Here is a 14431-nt window from a genome sequence, read left to right as displayed (position 1 = left end):
GTCCTCCGTCCGCGCCGTTCTGCCTCGCGGTGCTACGGGCAGGTCACCGCGATCTCGAAGGGCTTGTTGACGGGCTGCATCGGATTGGCCATGTCGACGCCCGTGGCGGTGCCGGAGATCTTGTAGGTGTCGCCGTTCTTTTCGACCTTCGCCTCGCCCTGACCGGTGCCGCTCTGGAAGCCCAGCGTCACCCCGTTGACGTTGCCGAGGCCAACCGACTGCACGGTCGAGCCGTCTTCGCTCAGCACCGCGCCGATGCCGGTCATCGCGTCGCCGATGGCGATGTTCATGTTGCCGCCCATGGCGCTGCAGACCACGGTTCCCTCGACGTTCTGATCCTGCCCGTCGATCAGGACCGTCGTACCGCCGCCGCTCGATCCCGCCGGTGCGGCGCTGGCGGTGCCCGGGTCGGGAGCCTGGGCCTCGTCGTCCGACGAGCAGCCGGACAAACCAGCGATGACGACCGCTACCCCGCCTGCCGCGACCAATACCCGACGCTTCACCATCGTGCTCCTCCGTGTGGTGTGACTGTCAGGAGGCAACGTATTTCGCGCGTTAGTCAGCGGCTGGGGTAGTGAACTACCCCATTTCCGTCGGGATCGGCGCCGGGAAACGCTAGCTGCGCGGGCGCAACCGGGCCGGGATCGGGCCCTTGGCGATCGTGGTGAACGGCACCTCACAGCGGAATTCGTCGTCGACCGAACGGATTTCGAGGGCCCGCAGGATCGTGCCCAACGCCAGCGTGGTCTCCAACCGCGCGAAGTGTTCGCCGATGCACGGCCGGCCGCCGCCGAGGAACGGCAGGAACTGCCAGCGGTCGCGGGCCCTGACCTTCTCCGGGCTGAATCGGTCGGGGTCGAACACCATCGGGTCGGGCCACAGCTCCGGATCGTGGTGCAGCGCGTACAGACCCACCGCCAGCAGGCTGCCCTTCTCCACCCGGTAGCCGTCGACGGCGATCTCACGGGTCGCCAGGCGCGCGACACCCGCGGCGGGCGGACACAGCCGCAGCGACTCGTGCAGCACCTGCACGGTGTACTCCAGCCGGGGTACGTCCTGTGGCGTCAGCTCCCGATCGCCGATCGCGGCGGCCTCCTCGGCCACCCGCGCCTGCACGTCGGGATGGTGCCCCAGGATCCACAGCGTGTGCGTCAGCGCCGTGGCGGTGGTGTCGTGCCCGGCGAGCATGAAGATCAGCAGGTCGTTGGAGATGTCCTCGTCGGACAGCGGCTTGCCGGTCTCGGGGTCGGTGGCCGCGATCAACGCCTGCACCAGCGGTGCGTCCCGGTCCGGATCGGCCCGGCACGCATGCACCATCTCGTCGGTGATCTCGCGCATCGCCGCGACGGCGGCGCGGGCGCGTCGCCGCGCGGGCGTCGGCAGCCAGCGCGGTGCCCGCACCGGACGCAGCGCCCGGTCCGCGGTGTACGACGACGCCACGTGCATGCACCGCGCGATCGTCTCGGCGCGTTCGTTGAGGTCGATGCCGAGCACCGACCGGCCCAACGACTGCATGGCCACCTTGCGGCACTCCAGGTCCAGGTCGACCTCGCCGCCGTCGGGCCAGCGATCGACGAACTGCTGCGCCGCCGCCGACATGTGCCCGCCGAAATCGCGCACGCTCTGCTTGGTGAACACCGGTTGCAGCGCGCGTTTGCGCGGACGCCACTGTTCGTTGGGCAGCACGAACAGGCTGTCGCCGGCCATGTGCTGAACTTCCTCGTGGATGATGCACCGCTCCGAGGACGCGTCCTTGCGGCCCAGCACGTCGCGCATGGCGTTGGGCGACATCACCGCGACGATCGGCGGAAACAGCCACTTCGGTCCGAACTGGATGCGGGTGATGCGGCCGCCGGCGTCGCGGATCGCCTCCTGACCGGTGTCGAGCCTGCGGACCAGCTTCACCAGCTGCCAGAACGGTAGGGGATTCTTCGGCACCAACGGCAGGCTGCTGAGGTCCAGTGTCGTCGTCATGGCTTCGATCATGACCCAGCGGCGACGCGGCACGCGAGCGGGTCGGTGCTTTGCTCGGTCAGGCCGCCCACAGCAGCGGGGCGCCCTGGCCTTTCGTCATCACGGTGCCCGCCATCACGCGGATCCGGTACGGGCGCAGCCGCAGGACCGCGAACTGATCCGAAGTCGGCCCGTCGCGCCACATCTCGATGATGCGCGGGTCATAGCCGACGGGTTCGGGGCCGGTGGCGAACTTGTCCCAGACCGCGGCGCGGGTCTCGTCGTCGAGGTACCACTCGACGAGGCACTCGGCGCTGCAGGTGTCGTGGCTGGGGGCCCAGTAGCTCACCGACACCTCAGGGTGGGCGGCCAGATGCGCCTTCTTCACCGGGCTGGGCACCGTCGCGACCCAGCCGAACAGGTCGGTGCCGTCCCACTCCCAGATCGGGTGCAGGATCCGGGTGCGCGGACGGCAGTTGGCGTCGACGGTGGCCACCGAGGCCCAGACGATCGAGTGCGCCATCTCGACGAAGGCGGGCGCGATCTGCTGCAGGGAGGTCACGCCGGGCACTCTACGCGGGTTACTCGTCGCCCTTTTGGTCGCTGAACTTGGGGTTGCCCTCGTCGTCCACCCAGTCGTTGACAGCGGTGCCCGCGACCGCGCCGCCGGTTCCGGGCATCGTGATGGTCGGGCGGTCGTCGTCGTAATCCTTGGCCATCTCCTTGGCCTTCTGACGGTGTTCGTCCGTCACCTCCGGCTTCTCGGTGGGTGGCGGGTCTTCGGGTTTGTCGAGCACTTGATGATGCTCGTCGGTGCGGGGTTCGGCGCTTTGCCGTCTTTCGTCGTTCATGGCCTAATGTCTGCCCCCGCCGGGTGCATACAAAACCGGTCAGCGCCCTCCGACCCCCCCGCTTTCGGGCTAGGCGGACACCGTGCGCAGCGGGGCGGGCAGGCTGGGCAGGAAGTGGCGGGTGGCGAAGGCCCGGAGGTCCTCGGCGGTGTCCAGCGCGGTGCCGCTGGGCAGCAGCAACACCATCGCCGCGTAGCGCAGGATCGTGTCGGAGAGTTCGTTGACGGCGTCCTCGCCTATCCGGTCGGCGAAGCCGGGCGGGAAGATGATCCGCAGCGCGTCGGCCATCCGCTCGATCGCCGCGTCCCAATGCTGGTTGGCCAACTGCAGCACCAACGCCGGCTCGTCGGTGACCATCCGGTGCAACACCCGGTGACTGCGGAACTTCAGGATCGAATGGGTGAACGCCTCGACGTAGTAGTTGGATTGCGGCGCGGCCTGTTTCAGTTCGGTGGCGATGTCAGCGAACAACGTGACGTTTTCGTCTTCGATGACGGCGGCGATCAGCTCGTCCTTGTTGGCGAAGCGCCGGTAGATCGTGGTGCGGCTGACGCGGGCGCGGCGGGCGACGTCCTCGAGGGCCACGCGGCGGAACCCGTGCTGTTCGAACTCGACGACGGCGGCGTCGAGGATGGCCCGTGTGGTGGCGTCAGCCTCTGGCATAACCCTTGCACGCATAGCCGTTGTAGCGCAGGCGCATTGGCAGCCGGTCCCACAGCCAGTTCACCGGGCGGGACCGCCAGATCGCCGCGAAGCGCTGGTACCGACGCTCTTGGCGCTCGCTCCACGGCAGGCCGAGCAGATCCCTGGCCTGCGGCGGCAGGCCGCCGGTGGTCAGGAACGCCGCCAGCGGGTTGAACAGCGGCGCGATTAGCCGCCACGCCAGCGGGTGCACGCCCTTGGGGCACGGAAAGCCCTTGGTCACATAGCCGACGCCGTACTTGGCGGTGGGATGTGCGACGACGATCTCGTCGAGCATCCGCTCCCAGTACCGCTCGAACTCGGCGTAGGTGGCCGGCATCGGCCGGTCGCTGACGCCGTAGCGGCGGTACCACGTCTTCGACTCGAGGTAGATCTGCTCCTTCTCCTCGCGGCTGAGCCGCTTGACGAAGGTGTCGGCGAAGTAGAGCACCTGTTCGACGAAGGTGGCGTGCGCCCAGAAGTAGGTCTCGGGATCCAGCGCGTGGTAGCGCTGGCCTGCCCCGAACTCACTGGGCATCTCACCCTTGATCTCGGTGTGGAAGTCGCGAACCTGGGTGCCCGGGTTGTCGTCGTCGCTGCCGTAGACGGTGTTGAAGATCGGCGGCAGCGAACGTTTGACCCGCGCCGCGGTGTCGTCGAAGAACACCGAGTGGTCGAGCACGCCCTGGCCGAGCTCGGCGAGCATGTTCTGCAGCACCGCGGGGCGCGGGCCGATGAGGAACATCCGGTTGTCGCCGAAATAGCGCCAGACCAGCGACTGCGGACCCAGTGGCAGCGCGTCGTCGAGGTCCTCGGTCTTCTCCACCAGCTCGGTCATGTGCAACAGTGTTACAAATTCTGCACTTTGTACCAAGCGATTGTGAGGGGCCTCTCACCCGCGGGCGTTGCGCGCGTGTTCACGCCGAAAGGGACAAACGGGCGGAAAAGTGCGAGTGGTTTCCACCATTTCGTCGGTCTCGGCGCAAGGAGCCGGCGAGGGCTCAGCGGAGCCGGGCGACACCCAGCACGGCCAGCACGCCCGCCGCCGTCGCCAGCACCAGCGACAGGCCCAGCAGCGGCGCGTCGTAGACCACCGACGTCGTGCTGGGCTCGCCTTCCAGCACGGGAGCCACCACAACCGTCGAGCTCGCCGCCAGCCAGCTCAACACGCACCCGAAGGCCGCGGCCACGGCCAGCACCAGCAAGACCACGGCGCGAACCGATGCCCTCACGACGCGCGGTCCGGCGGTATGCGTTCCTCGACCAGCTGGGTCAGCGCCATGCGCAGCCGCTGGTGCTTACGCGCCCACGCCTGCGCCCCGCGGTCGTTGGTCAACTTCAGGCCGATCCCGGTCCGGCCGCGCGGCACGCCGGTCAGCTCGCCGAGCGCCCGGAACGACTGCCATTTCGGGGTCTCGGAGCCCGTCGCCTCCGGATACACGCGCACGATCTCGTCGATGCTGGTCAGCTCCGTGCCCTGCCGCAGGGTCTCCGGGGTCAGCTCGACCGAGGTGTGGATGCGCGCCGCCTTGACCTGGATCGCCAGAAAACCCGACACCAGCACCAGGAAGATGCCGGGCACCAGCCACTGGAAGCCGTATCCGGCCGACGCCTGGATCAGGCCCATGGCGACCGCGGCGGCGGGACCGGCCAGCACCCACCACCAGCTCGCGCCCGGTTCGTAGAACAACACCTGGGGCGGCGTTTCGCTCCGGTCGGTCATGTCGCTTCCTCCTGCACGGCCTCACCTCGCCGCGTGATCAAGACGGCACCGGCGATCAGCGGCACGATCGCCAACAGCGTGAGGAGGTGCACGACGCCGAGCGCCGCGGTCAACCCGACCCACGCCGCGGTCACCACCGCCAGCGCCACCGCGGCCCGGTGGAACCGGGTGTCGCCCGTGCGGCTTCGACCGGCGAGATACGCCAGCACGGCACCGGCCACCGCGGTGACGACGCCGGCCCCGCGGAACACCGCGGGCAGGCTCACCGAGGCCGTCAGCAACCCGCCCACCATGAGCATCACCGCGGCAGCGGCCCAGCACCAGAACGCGGCGGTGACAAGGCCGGGTCGCGGCTGTGGAGCGGTCATTTCGGGTCAGCCTAACGGGTGAAGAATGCCTGGGCGTCCTTGCGGTGCAACAGCACCGCTCCGCCGATGATCAACACCGATCCGACGATGGCGCACACGGCATATGTGAGGGCCGCGACGGCGTGGCGCTCGTCGGTGAACAGGCTGCTGGCCATGTACACCACCGAAGCCACGCCGCCGCCGGTCAGCAGCGTGCGGGCCCACCGGTAGCCGTGGCGCATGAGGATCTGAAACGTCAGCACCACCGCCGACAAGACCACGACGAACATCACCGAAATGACCGCGACCGGAAACGGCACGTCACGTTCGGCCGACCCGAATACGTCGACGAGATAGCCGGTGACCATCAGCGGAAGGGCGATCACCCACAGCCAGAACCCGGTGTCGACGTCGGGCGGCCTGCCCGCGGGCGACTGCGGCTCGGGCTGCGCTGCCTGCCCCTCGGGTTCCCAGGTCACGCCAGCCAGCCGGCGGCCTCGGCCGCCCAGTACGTCAGCACGATGTCGGCACCGGCGCGCCTGATGCCGGTCAGCGTTTCCAGCGCGACCGTCCGCAGGTCGATCCAGCCGTTGGCGGCGGCGGCGCTGATCATCGCGTACTCCCCGGAAACCTGGTAGGCCGCAACGGGAACGGGCGATATCTCGGCGGCGGCGGCGACGATGTCCAGGTAGCCCATCGCCGGTTTGATCATGACGATGTCGGCGCCCTCGTCGATGTCCAACTGCACCTCGTGGCTCGCCTCGCGGGCGTTGCCGGCCTGCTGCTGATAGGTGCGACGGTCGCCGCTCAGGCTGGAGGCCACGGCCTCGCGGAACGGCCCATAGAAGCCGGACGCGAACTTCGCGGCGTAGGCCAGGATCACGGTGTCGGTGTGCCCCGCGGAGTCCAGGCCGTCGCGGATCGCCGCGACCTGCCCGTCCATCATGCCGCTCGGCGCGACCACGTGCGCACCGGAGTCCGCTTGTGCCACAGCGAGTTCGACGTACTTGGTGTTGGTCGCGTCGTTGTCCACCCGGCCGGTCGCGTCCAGCACGCCGCAGTGGCCGTGGTCGGTGAACTCGTCGAGGCAGGTGTCGGCCATCAGCACCGTGTCGTCGCCCAGATCCTTGGCCAGATCCCGCAGCGCGGCGTTGAGGATTCCGTCGCGCGCCACCCCGATCGACCCGTCGGCGTCCTTGTCCTCCTCGCGCGGCACCCCGAACAGCATCAGGCCGCCCACGCCTGCGGCCACCGCGGAGGCGGCGGCACGGCGCAGCGAGTCCCGGGTGTGCTGAACGACACCCGGCATCGAGGCGATCGGCCGCGGCTCGTCGATGCCGTCGGCGACGAACATCGGCAGCACCAGATGCCTTGGCTCCAGCGATGTCTCAGCAACCAGTCGGCGCATCGCCGCGCTGGATCGCAGCCGGCGGGGGCGGTGACGCGGGAACACTGCGGCTCCTCCTGCGGCTACCGCCGACGGCTCTTCTTGCGCGGCGGCGGCAACGCGTCCTCGGCCCGCAGCCGTGCCGCGTGCTCGGCCAGCGCGTCGACCAGCGGGCCCACCGCGGCGACCTCCGGCTGCACGTCCACACGCAGACCGAATTCGGTTGCGGTCTCGGCCGTCTTGGGTCCGATGCACGCGACGATGGTGCGCGCATGCGGCTTACCCGCGATGCCGACCAGGTTGCGCACCGTCGAGCTCGAGGTGAAGCACACCGCGTCGAACCCACCGGTCTTGATCATCTCGCGGGTGTGCGCGGGCGGCGGTGCGGCACGCACCGTGCGGTATGCGGTGACGTCCTCGATCTCCCAACCGCGCTCCCGGAGCCCCTCGGCAAGCGTCTCGGTCGCGATGTCCGCGCGCGGCAACAGCACTCGGTTCACCGGGTCGAAAACGTCGTCGTAGGGCGGGAAGTCCTCGAGCAGGCCCAGCGAGGACTGCTCTCCCGACGGCACCAGCTCGGGCTCGATGCCGAAGGCGCGCACCCGGTCCGCGGTCGCTTGACCGACACAGGCGATCTTCACCCCGGAGAAGGCGCGGGCGTCCAGCCCGAACTCCTTGAACTTCTCCCACACCGCGCGCACCGCGTTGGTGGAGGTGAACACCACCCACTGGTACCGGCCGTCGACCAGTCCCTTGACGGCGCGCTCCATCTGCGCGGGGCTGCGGGGCGGCTCGACGGCGATCGTCGGCACCTCCATCGGTATCGCGCCGTGGCCGATGAGCTTTTCGCTCATCTCGCCGGCCTGGTCCTTGGTGCGCGGCACCAGCACCGTCCAGCCGTACAGGGCGCGGCTTTCCCACCAATTCAGCTTGGCGCGGTGGTTCACCGTCTTACCGATCGTCACGATCAGCGGACCGGCCAGCGGGCCAGCCGGTTCGATGCCCGCGGGCTTCTCCAGCACCGCCTTGTCGAGCAGGCCGGCCAACGTCGTCTCCACCGACCGCTGCTGGCACGTGGTGCCGTTGGCGGTCACCACCGCGGGCGTGGTGTCGGTCAGCCCGTACTCGATCAGCGTGCGCGCCGCGTCGGGCAGGTGCGTGGCGGTGGCCTTCAGGATCAGCGGTCCGGGCGCCGCGGCCAGGGCCCCCCAGTCCACGTCGCCGCGCACGTCGGCGACGGTGTGCGACGACCCCAGCGGCAGCCCGGCGTAGGTGGGCACCGCGGTGGTGTCGGGCAGGCCGGGCACGATCTCGAAATTCAAATGCGTTCTCGCCAACGCGGAAATCTCGGTGATCACCGCGTCGATCGACAATGGGTCACCTGCCACCAGCCGCACCACGTCGACACCCGTGCGGGCCTCGGTGGCCAGCGCCTTGGCGACCTCGGAGGGATCGCCGACGGCCGACCGGATGTCCGGGCCGCCGGGAATGGTCGACGTCTCGTCGTCGCCGGCTTCAGTGGCTTCAGTGTCCGTGGCGTCCTTGGGTTTTTCGGCGGGCTCTGGCCCCGCCGGGGGCGGCAACTCGGAACCCACCAGGGTCCGGACCGCCTCAGGCACGTCGGGATCGGTGAACACCAGGGCGGCGTTGCCCAACACCGCGCGGGCCCGCAACGTCAGCAGGCCGGGATCTCCCGGGCCTGAGCCGACGAACGTGATGTGGCCCGGCTTCGGCTTGCGACCTCGGCCGCTACTCTGGCCTGTCATCTCTCGTCACTCCGCTCTACAGCTCAGTGCGATCCGCCATGATTTCGCGCGCCCCCAGCTCGAACAGCTCCCTGGCCACCGAGAGTCCCAACTCTCGTGCCCGATCGGGAGTGCCGATCCCGGACGCGCGGATCACGTCGGATCCGTCCAGCGCCGCCACGCAGCCGCGTAGCGACAGCTCTTCGAAGACGTGGCCGTCCTCATCGATGGACTCGACCACCTCGGCGATCGCGCCCACCGGTGCGGAACAACCCGCCTCCAGTTCGGCGAGCAGGGCTCGTTCAGCGGTGATCGCTGCGCGGGTGTCGGCGTCGTTCAACTCCGCCAGCTGCGCGGCAAGCTCGGTGTCGTCTGCGCGGCACTCCACCGCGAGCGCACCTTGAGCCGGCGCTGGCAACATCTGCACCGGCTCGAGAGTCTCGGTGACATCGGCCAGCCGCCCGATGCGGGACAGTCCCGCACGTGCGACTACGATGCCGTCGAGATCACCGTTGCTAACCCTGTTCAACCTGGTATCTAGGTTGCCTCTTAGGGGGCGGATTTCCAAACCGAGACCCAATGCTCTAAGCTGTGCGATCCGCCGCGGGCTCGATGTGCCGATCGCGGACCCGGCCGGCAACTCTCCGAGCACCATCCCGTCGCGGGCCACCAGGGCGTCGCGAGGGTCCTCGCGCGGCGGCGTTGCGGCGATCATGAACCGCGGGTCGGCAGCGGTTGGCAAATCTTTACAGGAGTGCACGGCCATGTCGACGCGGCCGTCGTGGATGGCCTCGCGCAGCGCCGCGGTGAAGACCCCGACACCGATGTCGGCGATCGGGCCCAGGTTGCGATCGCCTTCGGTGGAGATGATGACCAGCTCGGCGTCGTACCCGCGGGCGGTCAGGGCGTCCAGGACAGTTCCCGCCTGGGTGGTAGCCAGCAGGCTGCCGCGGGTGCCGATCCGAAGTTTGGGGCGACGTGTTGTCAAGCGTTACTCGGGTTTGTCGATTTCGGTTGCCATCAAAGGCAATTCACCAGCGGCGACCGCGTCGACGGCCTGCTGGTCGAGTTCGAAGAGTTCGCGCAGGGCCTCGGCGTAGCTGTCGCCGCCCGGCGCGCTGGCCAGTTGCTTCACGCGCACGGTCGGGGCGTGCAGCAGCTTGTCGACGACCCGGCGCACGGTCTTGGCGACCTCGGCGCGGTGCGCGGCGTCAAGGCCCGGCAGCCGGTTGTCCAGCCGCAGCAACTCGGCCTCGACGACGTCGGCGGCACGTTGGCGCAGCGCGGTGACGGTCGGGGTGACCTCCGACATGCGCTGCCCCGCCAGGTAGTTGGCAACCTCGGCGGCCACGATCGCGCGGGCGGCCTCGGCGTCGGAGGCCGCGGCCCGCGCCGACGGTTCCCTCTGGATGCGCTCCATGTCGACGACGTACACCCCGGGCAGGCCGGCGATCGCCGGGTCGACGTCGCGGGGCATGCCGAGGTCACAGATCACCAGGTGTTCACGCTCGGAACGTCCGGCCAGGCCGCGGTGCGCGTCGGCCAGGGAGACCACCGGCCGCACCGCACCGGTGCACGAGATCACCACGTGCGCTTCACCGAGCACACCGGCCATGTGATCGAGCGGATAGGCCTGGGCCACCACACCCTGGGCGCGGACGTGCTGGGCCAGGCGCCGGGCCCTGGTCACCGACCGGTTCACCACGTGCACGCTCTCGATGCCGGCGCGGATGAGCTGTTTGGCCGACAGCGACCCCATCGAGCCGGCGCCGATCACCACCGCGGTGCGCCCGCCCAGCGAGCCCAGCTTGGTTTCGGCGATGCCCAGCGCCACCGACACCACCGACGTGCCCGCGGCGTCGATGCCCGTCTCCGAGTGCACCCGCTTGCCCACCGACAACGCGCGCTGGGACAGCTCGTGCAGGGTGCGGCCGACGGTCTGGTTGGCCTCGGCGGCGGCGTAGGCGCGGCGGACCTGGCCCAGCACCTGCTGTTCGCCGATCACCGCCGAATCCAGGCCGCTGGACACCGCGAACAGATGCTCGACGGCCGCCTCCGCGTAGCGCACGTAGGCGTACTTGGTCAGGTCGCTCAGCGACATGCCGGAATGCTCGGAGAGCACCTGCCCGATCACGGAAAGGCCGCCGTGGAACGCCTCCACGACGGCGTAGACCTCGACCCGGTTGCAGGTGGACAGCACCATGGCCTCGGTCACCAGCGGGGACTGCAGCACCTGGTCGACGATCTTTGCCTGTTCGGCCTCGTCGGTGCTCAGTTGCTCGAGGACCGACACCGGCGCGCTGCGGTGCGAAACACCGAATAGCAACACGCTCACGGCCGCATCACCATGTCATCCACGGTAGCCGCTGGACAGTTAGGTAACCAAATTTCGCCGATACCGCGTCGAAACTGCATTCTCGCAGGGTCGCTCTCGAACTTTTCCTGCTGAAACGCAGTTTCGGCGGCGTGCCGGCCCGGGCGTTCATGTCGCCAGGTCCGCCCGCAGTCGTGGCTCGTCGACCTCCCAGTAGCTGTGCTCACTGCCGTCGAGCAGCACCACCGGAAGCCGGTCACCGAACTCCGCGCGCAGCGCGGCGTTTCCGGCGGCCGCGGCGGCGTCGACGTCGGTGATCGTCAGCGCGAACCCCAGCTCGTCGGCCAGCCGCCTGAGCTGGGTGGCGGCGTCCGCGCAGATCGCGCAGCCGTCGCGTGTCAGCAACTCCACCCGCCGGTCCATGTCGCCAGTATCGCCGGTGCGTGACTTAGGGTTGAATTCGTGTCCGATTCCGGCCGCATCGAGACGGAGCAGCTGGCGGGGCCGACCACGCCCGAAGCCCAACAGGTCGCCGGTGAGGCCAGCGCCGAGGCGGCTGTCACGGAGTTGGCCACCGAGGAGGTCAGCGCTCCGCCGCCACCGCCACTCGACCTGACCGCCGCGGCGTTCTTCGACGTCGACAACACGTTGGTGCACGGGTCGTCGATGGTGCACTTCGCCCGCGGGCTGGCCGCGCGCGACTACTTCACCTACCGCGATATCGCCAAGTTCATCTACGCGCAGGCCAAGTTCCAGCTCATCGGCCGGGAGAACAGCGCCGACGTCGCCGAAGGCAAACGCAAGGCGCTGGCGTTCATCGAGGGCCGGTCGGTCGCCGAACTGGTGGCGCTCGGCGAGGAGATCTACGACGAGATCATCGCCGACAAGATCTGGCCGGGCACCCGCGCGCTGGCCCAGATGCATCTGGACGCGGGCCAGCAGGTCTGGCTGGTCACCGCGACCCCCTACGAACTGGCCGCCATCATCGCCAGGCGGCTGGGGCTGACCGGTGCGCTGGGCACCGTCGCCGAGTCGGTGGACGGGGTGTTCACCGGCAGGCTGGTCGGCGACATCCTGCACGGCACCGGCAAGGCGCACGCGGTGCGGTCGCTGGCCATCCGCGAGGGCCTCAACCTCAAGCGCTGCACCGCCTACTCGGACAGCTTCAACGACGTGCCGATGCTGTCGCTGGTCGGCACGGCCGTGGCCATCAACCCGGACGCCGACCTGCGCGAGCTCGCCCGTGAGCGCGGGTGGGAGATCCGTGATTTCCGCACCGCCCGCAAGGCCGCGCGGATCGGGGTGCCGTCGGCGCTGGCTCTCGGCGCGGTCGGCGGGGCGCTGGCGGCCATCGCGTCGCGCCGCCAGGAAGCCAAGTGAACGGCCCGGCGCGACGGCGCTGATAGGCTCGCGCCCGCTGACATCGAAAGAAGAGATCGCGTCATGGGCATTGCCGAAAAGATCATCGGAACCCACTACCGCTACCCGGACTACTTCGAGGTGGACCGGGAGAAGATCCGTGAGTTCGCCAAGGCGGTCAAAGACGAGCATCCGGCCCACTACTGGGAGGACGCCGCCAAGGAGTGCGGCCACGACTCGCTGATCGCCTCGCTGACGTTTCTGGCGGTCGCAGGCCGGCGCGTGCAGCTGGAGATCTTCAACCAGTTCGACGTGCCGATCAACATGGAACGGGTGCTACACCGCGACCAGAAGCTGACCTTCCACCGGCCCATCCTGGCCGGTGACCGGCTGTACTTCGATTCCTATCTGGATTCGGTGACCGAGTCGCACGGCGCGGTGGTCACCGAGATCCGCGGCGAGGTGACCGACGCCGATGGCAAGCCGGTGATCACCAGCGTCGTCACCGTGATGGGCGAGGCCGCCTCCGACACCGAGGCCGACGAGGTCACCGAGCAGATCGCGGCGGCCCGCGATGAGGCGCTCAAGAAGATGCTTGCCAAGCAAACCGCTAAGGGCAGTTGACGATTCGGCGCGCGCCGGGTTAGCCGAAGAACGTGTTGCGGCGATTGGCCAGCAGCTGATACAGGGTCTGCTGGATGGTCTCGCGCACGTGGTCGGTCAGCTCGAAGGTGACCATCGGGTCCTCGGCGGCCGACTCGTCGTAGCCGGCGGTCTCGATCGGCTCGCCGAACTGGATGTGCCACTTCGACGGCAACGGCACCATGCCCGCCGGCCCGGCCAGCGGAAAGAACGGCGTGATCGGGAAATACGGCAACCCGAGCAGGCGGGCCAGCAGCTTGACGTCGGCGATCATCGGATAGATCTCCTCGGAGCCGACGATCGAGCACGGCACGATGGGCGCCTTGGCGCGCAGTGCGGCCGACACGAACCCGCCCCGGCCGAACCGCTGCAGCTTGTAGCGGTCCTTGAAGTGCTTGCCCAGCCCCTTGTAGCCCTCCGGGAAGACGGCCGTGAGCTCACCGGCGGCCAGCAGGCGGTGCGCGTCGCCGGTGCAGGCCATGGTGTGCCCCGCCTTGCGCGCGGCGTGACCGAGCACGGGCAGATCGAAGACCAGGTCGGCGGCCAGCAGGCGCAGATCGCGGTGCGTCGGATGATGGTCGTGCACGGCCACCGACGCCATCAACCCGTCGAACGGCAGCACTCCCGCGTGGTTGGCGACCACGAGCGCCGCCCCGGAGATCGGTAGGTTTTCGATCCCGCTGACCTCAACCCGGAACCAGGACTTGAAGAACACCCGCAGCAAAGGCAGAAAGATTGCGTTGTTGAGGTGCGAGTCGAAGCCGAACTCGTCGACCGGATAGTCACCGGTCATCCGCTTGCGGATGAACTCGGCCACCGCCGCGATGTGTTTGGCGAGTTCGTTGGGCGTCTGCTCGCTGGTGGCCGCGGCACCCGCGACCACGCCGCGGTGCTCGTCGATCTCGTGGATGACGGCGGCGATCTGCTCGGATGACGCGCCGCCGGGCGGATCGGAGAGAACCGAAGGATGTCGGCGACGAGCACCCTCGGCACGCGCGGCGGACCGCCGCTGAGCCGCTGCACGACTTGAATTTTTATGCAGCGGAATGACTTTCGCCTTGGGCTCGCCCGCCACGTTCGTTACCTTCTCCCAGCTGTATGTAAAGTGCGCCTCTACCTTCCCCACCGTTGCGCCGCTGCCACGGCTCGACTCTCCATTGAGCGTACCCAGCCGGGGTCGATGATCGGAGTCAATCCGCGACCCCGGACGTAGTCGTCAAAGGCCTCCGCGGTTGTCCACTTCGGGTTGAAACCAAGGTCATTGTGCATTCGCGTGGTGTCCATGACCCTGCCGTAACTCAAATAGTCCAACTGCTCGCGATGAGCTGGGTGGCGGCGTCCGCGCAGATCGCGCAGCCGTCGCGTGTCAGCAACCCCCCCCGCCGGTCCATGTCGCCAGTATCGCCGGTGCGTGACTTAGGGTTGAATT

The 14431-nt window shown here is 68.8% G+C and carries 18 protein-coding genes and 1 pseudogene; 2 read left to right on the top strand and 17 right to left on the bottom strand.

Annotated features, from left to right (window positions below; genetic code table 11):
- Positions 1-32 precede the first annotated feature (32 nt).
- From MELE44368_RS18485 to MELE44368_RS18415, 15 genes are all read right to left on the bottom strand, one after another.
- Positions 33-503, bottom strand: a complete 471-nt coding sequence (locus tag MELE44368_RS18485; RefSeq protein WP_128109873.1) for a lipoprotein LpqH — start codon at positions 501-503, stop codon at positions 33-35.
- A 112-nt stretch (positions 504-615) separates the two neighbouring features.
- Positions 616-1974: a cytochrome P450 gene (locus tag MELE44368_RS18480; RefSeq protein ID WP_128109828.1), complete on the bottom strand. Its 1359-nt coding sequence runs from the start codon at positions 1972-1974 to the stop codon at positions 616-618.
- 58 nt (positions 1975-2032) lie between these two features.
- Positions 2033-2515, bottom strand: coding sequence for a pyridoxamine 5'-phosphate oxidase family protein (locus tag MELE44368_RS18475; protein ID WP_082944467.1), 483 nt, complete (start codon positions 2513-2515; stop codon positions 2033-2035).
- 19 nt (positions 2516-2534) lie between these two features.
- A complete protein-coding gene (locus MELE44368_RS18470; protein WP_128109827.1) occupies positions 2535-2804 on the bottom strand; it encodes a hypothetical protein in 270 nt (89 codons plus the stop codon).
- A gap of 69 nt (positions 2805-2873) precedes the next feature.
- On the bottom strand, positions 2874-3467 hold the full coding sequence (locus tag MELE44368_RS18465) for a TetR/AcrR family transcriptional regulator (protein ID WP_128109826.1): 594 nt from the start codon (positions 3465-3467) through the stop codon (positions 2874-2876).
- Positions 3454-4323, bottom strand: coding sequence for an oxygenase MpaB family protein (locus tag MELE44368_RS18460; RefSeq protein ID WP_128109825.1), 870 nt, complete (start codon positions 4321-4323; stop codon positions 3454-3456). Before MELE44368_RS18460 ends, MELE44368_RS18465 begins: the two co-directional genes overlap by 14 nt.
- Positions 4324-4486: 163 nt before the next feature.
- Positions 4487-4717 carry a hypothetical protein gene (locus MELE44368_RS18455; protein WP_164890150.1) on the bottom strand — a complete coding sequence of 77 codons (231 nt, stop codon included), beginning with the start codon at positions 4715-4717 and terminating at the stop codon, positions 4487-4489.
- Complete coding sequence (locus MELE44368_RS18450; RefSeq protein WP_128109824.1) at positions 4714-5208, bottom strand: transport-regulating membrane protein Mce1N; 495 nt, start codon at positions 5206-5208, stop codon at positions 4714-4716. Before MELE44368_RS18450 ends, MELE44368_RS18455 begins: the two co-directional genes overlap by 4 nt.
- Positions 5205-5576: a hypothetical protein gene (locus tag MELE44368_RS18445; protein ID WP_128109823.1), complete on the bottom strand. Its 372-nt coding sequence runs from the start codon at positions 5574-5576 to the stop codon at positions 5205-5207. The genes MELE44368_RS18450 and MELE44368_RS18445 overlap by 4 nt, the downstream gene beginning before the upstream one ends.
- Before the next feature lie 11 nt (positions 5577-5587).
- Positions 5588-6034: a hypothetical protein gene (locus MELE44368_RS18440; protein WP_128109822.1), complete on the bottom strand. Its 447-nt coding sequence runs from the start codon at positions 6032-6034 to the stop codon at positions 5588-5590.
- Complete coding sequence (gene hemB / locus MELE44368_RS18435; protein WP_128109871.1) at positions 6031-6963, bottom strand: porphobilinogen synthase; 933 nt, start codon at positions 6961-6963, stop codon at positions 6031-6033. The genes MELE44368_RS18440 and hemB overlap by 4 nt, the downstream gene beginning before the upstream one ends.
- Before the next feature lie 62 nt (positions 6964-7025).
- A complete protein-coding gene (locus MELE44368_RS18430) occupies positions 7026-8708 on the bottom strand; it encodes a bifunctional uroporphyrinogen-III C-methyltransferase/uroporphyrinogen-III synthase (RefSeq protein ID WP_128109821.1) in 1683 nt (560 codons plus the stop codon).
- A 16-nt stretch (positions 8709-8724) separates the two neighbouring features.
- Positions 8725-9675, bottom strand: coding sequence for a hydroxymethylbilane synthase (gene hemC / locus MELE44368_RS18425; protein WP_128109820.1), 951 nt, complete (start codon positions 9673-9675; stop codon positions 8725-8727).
- Between the two features lie 3 nt (positions 9676-9678).
- The gene (locus MELE44368_RS18420; protein ID WP_128109819.1) at positions 9679-11022 is read right to left on the bottom strand and encodes a glutamyl-tRNA reductase; all 1344 of its coding nucleotides are present in this window, start codon (positions 11020-11022) and stop codon (positions 9679-9681) included.
- A gap of 147 nt (positions 11023-11169) precedes the next feature.
- Complete coding sequence (locus MELE44368_RS18415; protein WP_128109818.1) at positions 11170-11424, bottom strand: glutaredoxin family protein; 255 nt, start codon at positions 11422-11424, stop codon at positions 11170-11172.
- A gap of 39 nt (positions 11425-11463) precedes the next feature.
- On the opposite strand from MELE44368_RS18415, the gene MELE44368_RS18410 reads away from it, so the two are divergent.
- Together MELE44368_RS18410 and MELE44368_RS18405 are read left to right on the top strand one after the other, a co-directional pair.
- Positions 11464-12381, top strand: coding sequence for an HAD family hydrolase (locus tag MELE44368_RS18410; protein WP_241566680.1), 918 nt, complete (start codon positions 11464-11466; stop codon positions 12379-12381).
- Between the two features lie 63 nt (positions 12382-12444).
- Positions 12445-12984 carry an FAS1-like dehydratase domain-containing protein gene (locus tag MELE44368_RS18405; RefSeq protein WP_128109817.1) on the top strand — a complete coding sequence of 180 codons (540 nt, stop codon included), beginning with the start codon at positions 12445-12447 and terminating at the stop codon, positions 12982-12984.
- Positions 12985-13003: 19 nt separating this feature from the next.
- Here the strand turns inward: MELE44368_RS18405 and MELE44368_RS18400 are convergent, their stop codons facing one another.
- Together MELE44368_RS18400 and MELE44368_RS27180 are read right to left on the bottom strand one after the other, a co-directional pair.
- Positions 13004-14077 (bottom strand): lysophospholipid acyltransferase family protein, encoded by a 1074-nt coding sequence (locus MELE44368_RS18400; protein WP_128109816.1) that lies wholly within the window; start codon positions 14075-14077, stop codon positions 13004-13006.
- Between the two features lie 38 nt (positions 14078-14115).
- Positions 14116-14322, bottom strand: a pseudogene (locus MELE44368_RS27180) (hypothetical protein); the annotation flags it as partial.
- Between the last annotated feature and the right edge of the window lie 109 nt (positions 14323-14431).

The organism is Mycolicibacterium elephantis DSM 44368, from assembly GCF_004014805.1.
Lineage (GTDB): Bacteria > Actinomycetota > Actinomycetes > Mycobacteriales > Mycobacteriaceae > Mycobacterium > Mycobacterium elephantis.
This window is presented reverse-complemented; position numbering and strand designations above follow the sequence as displayed.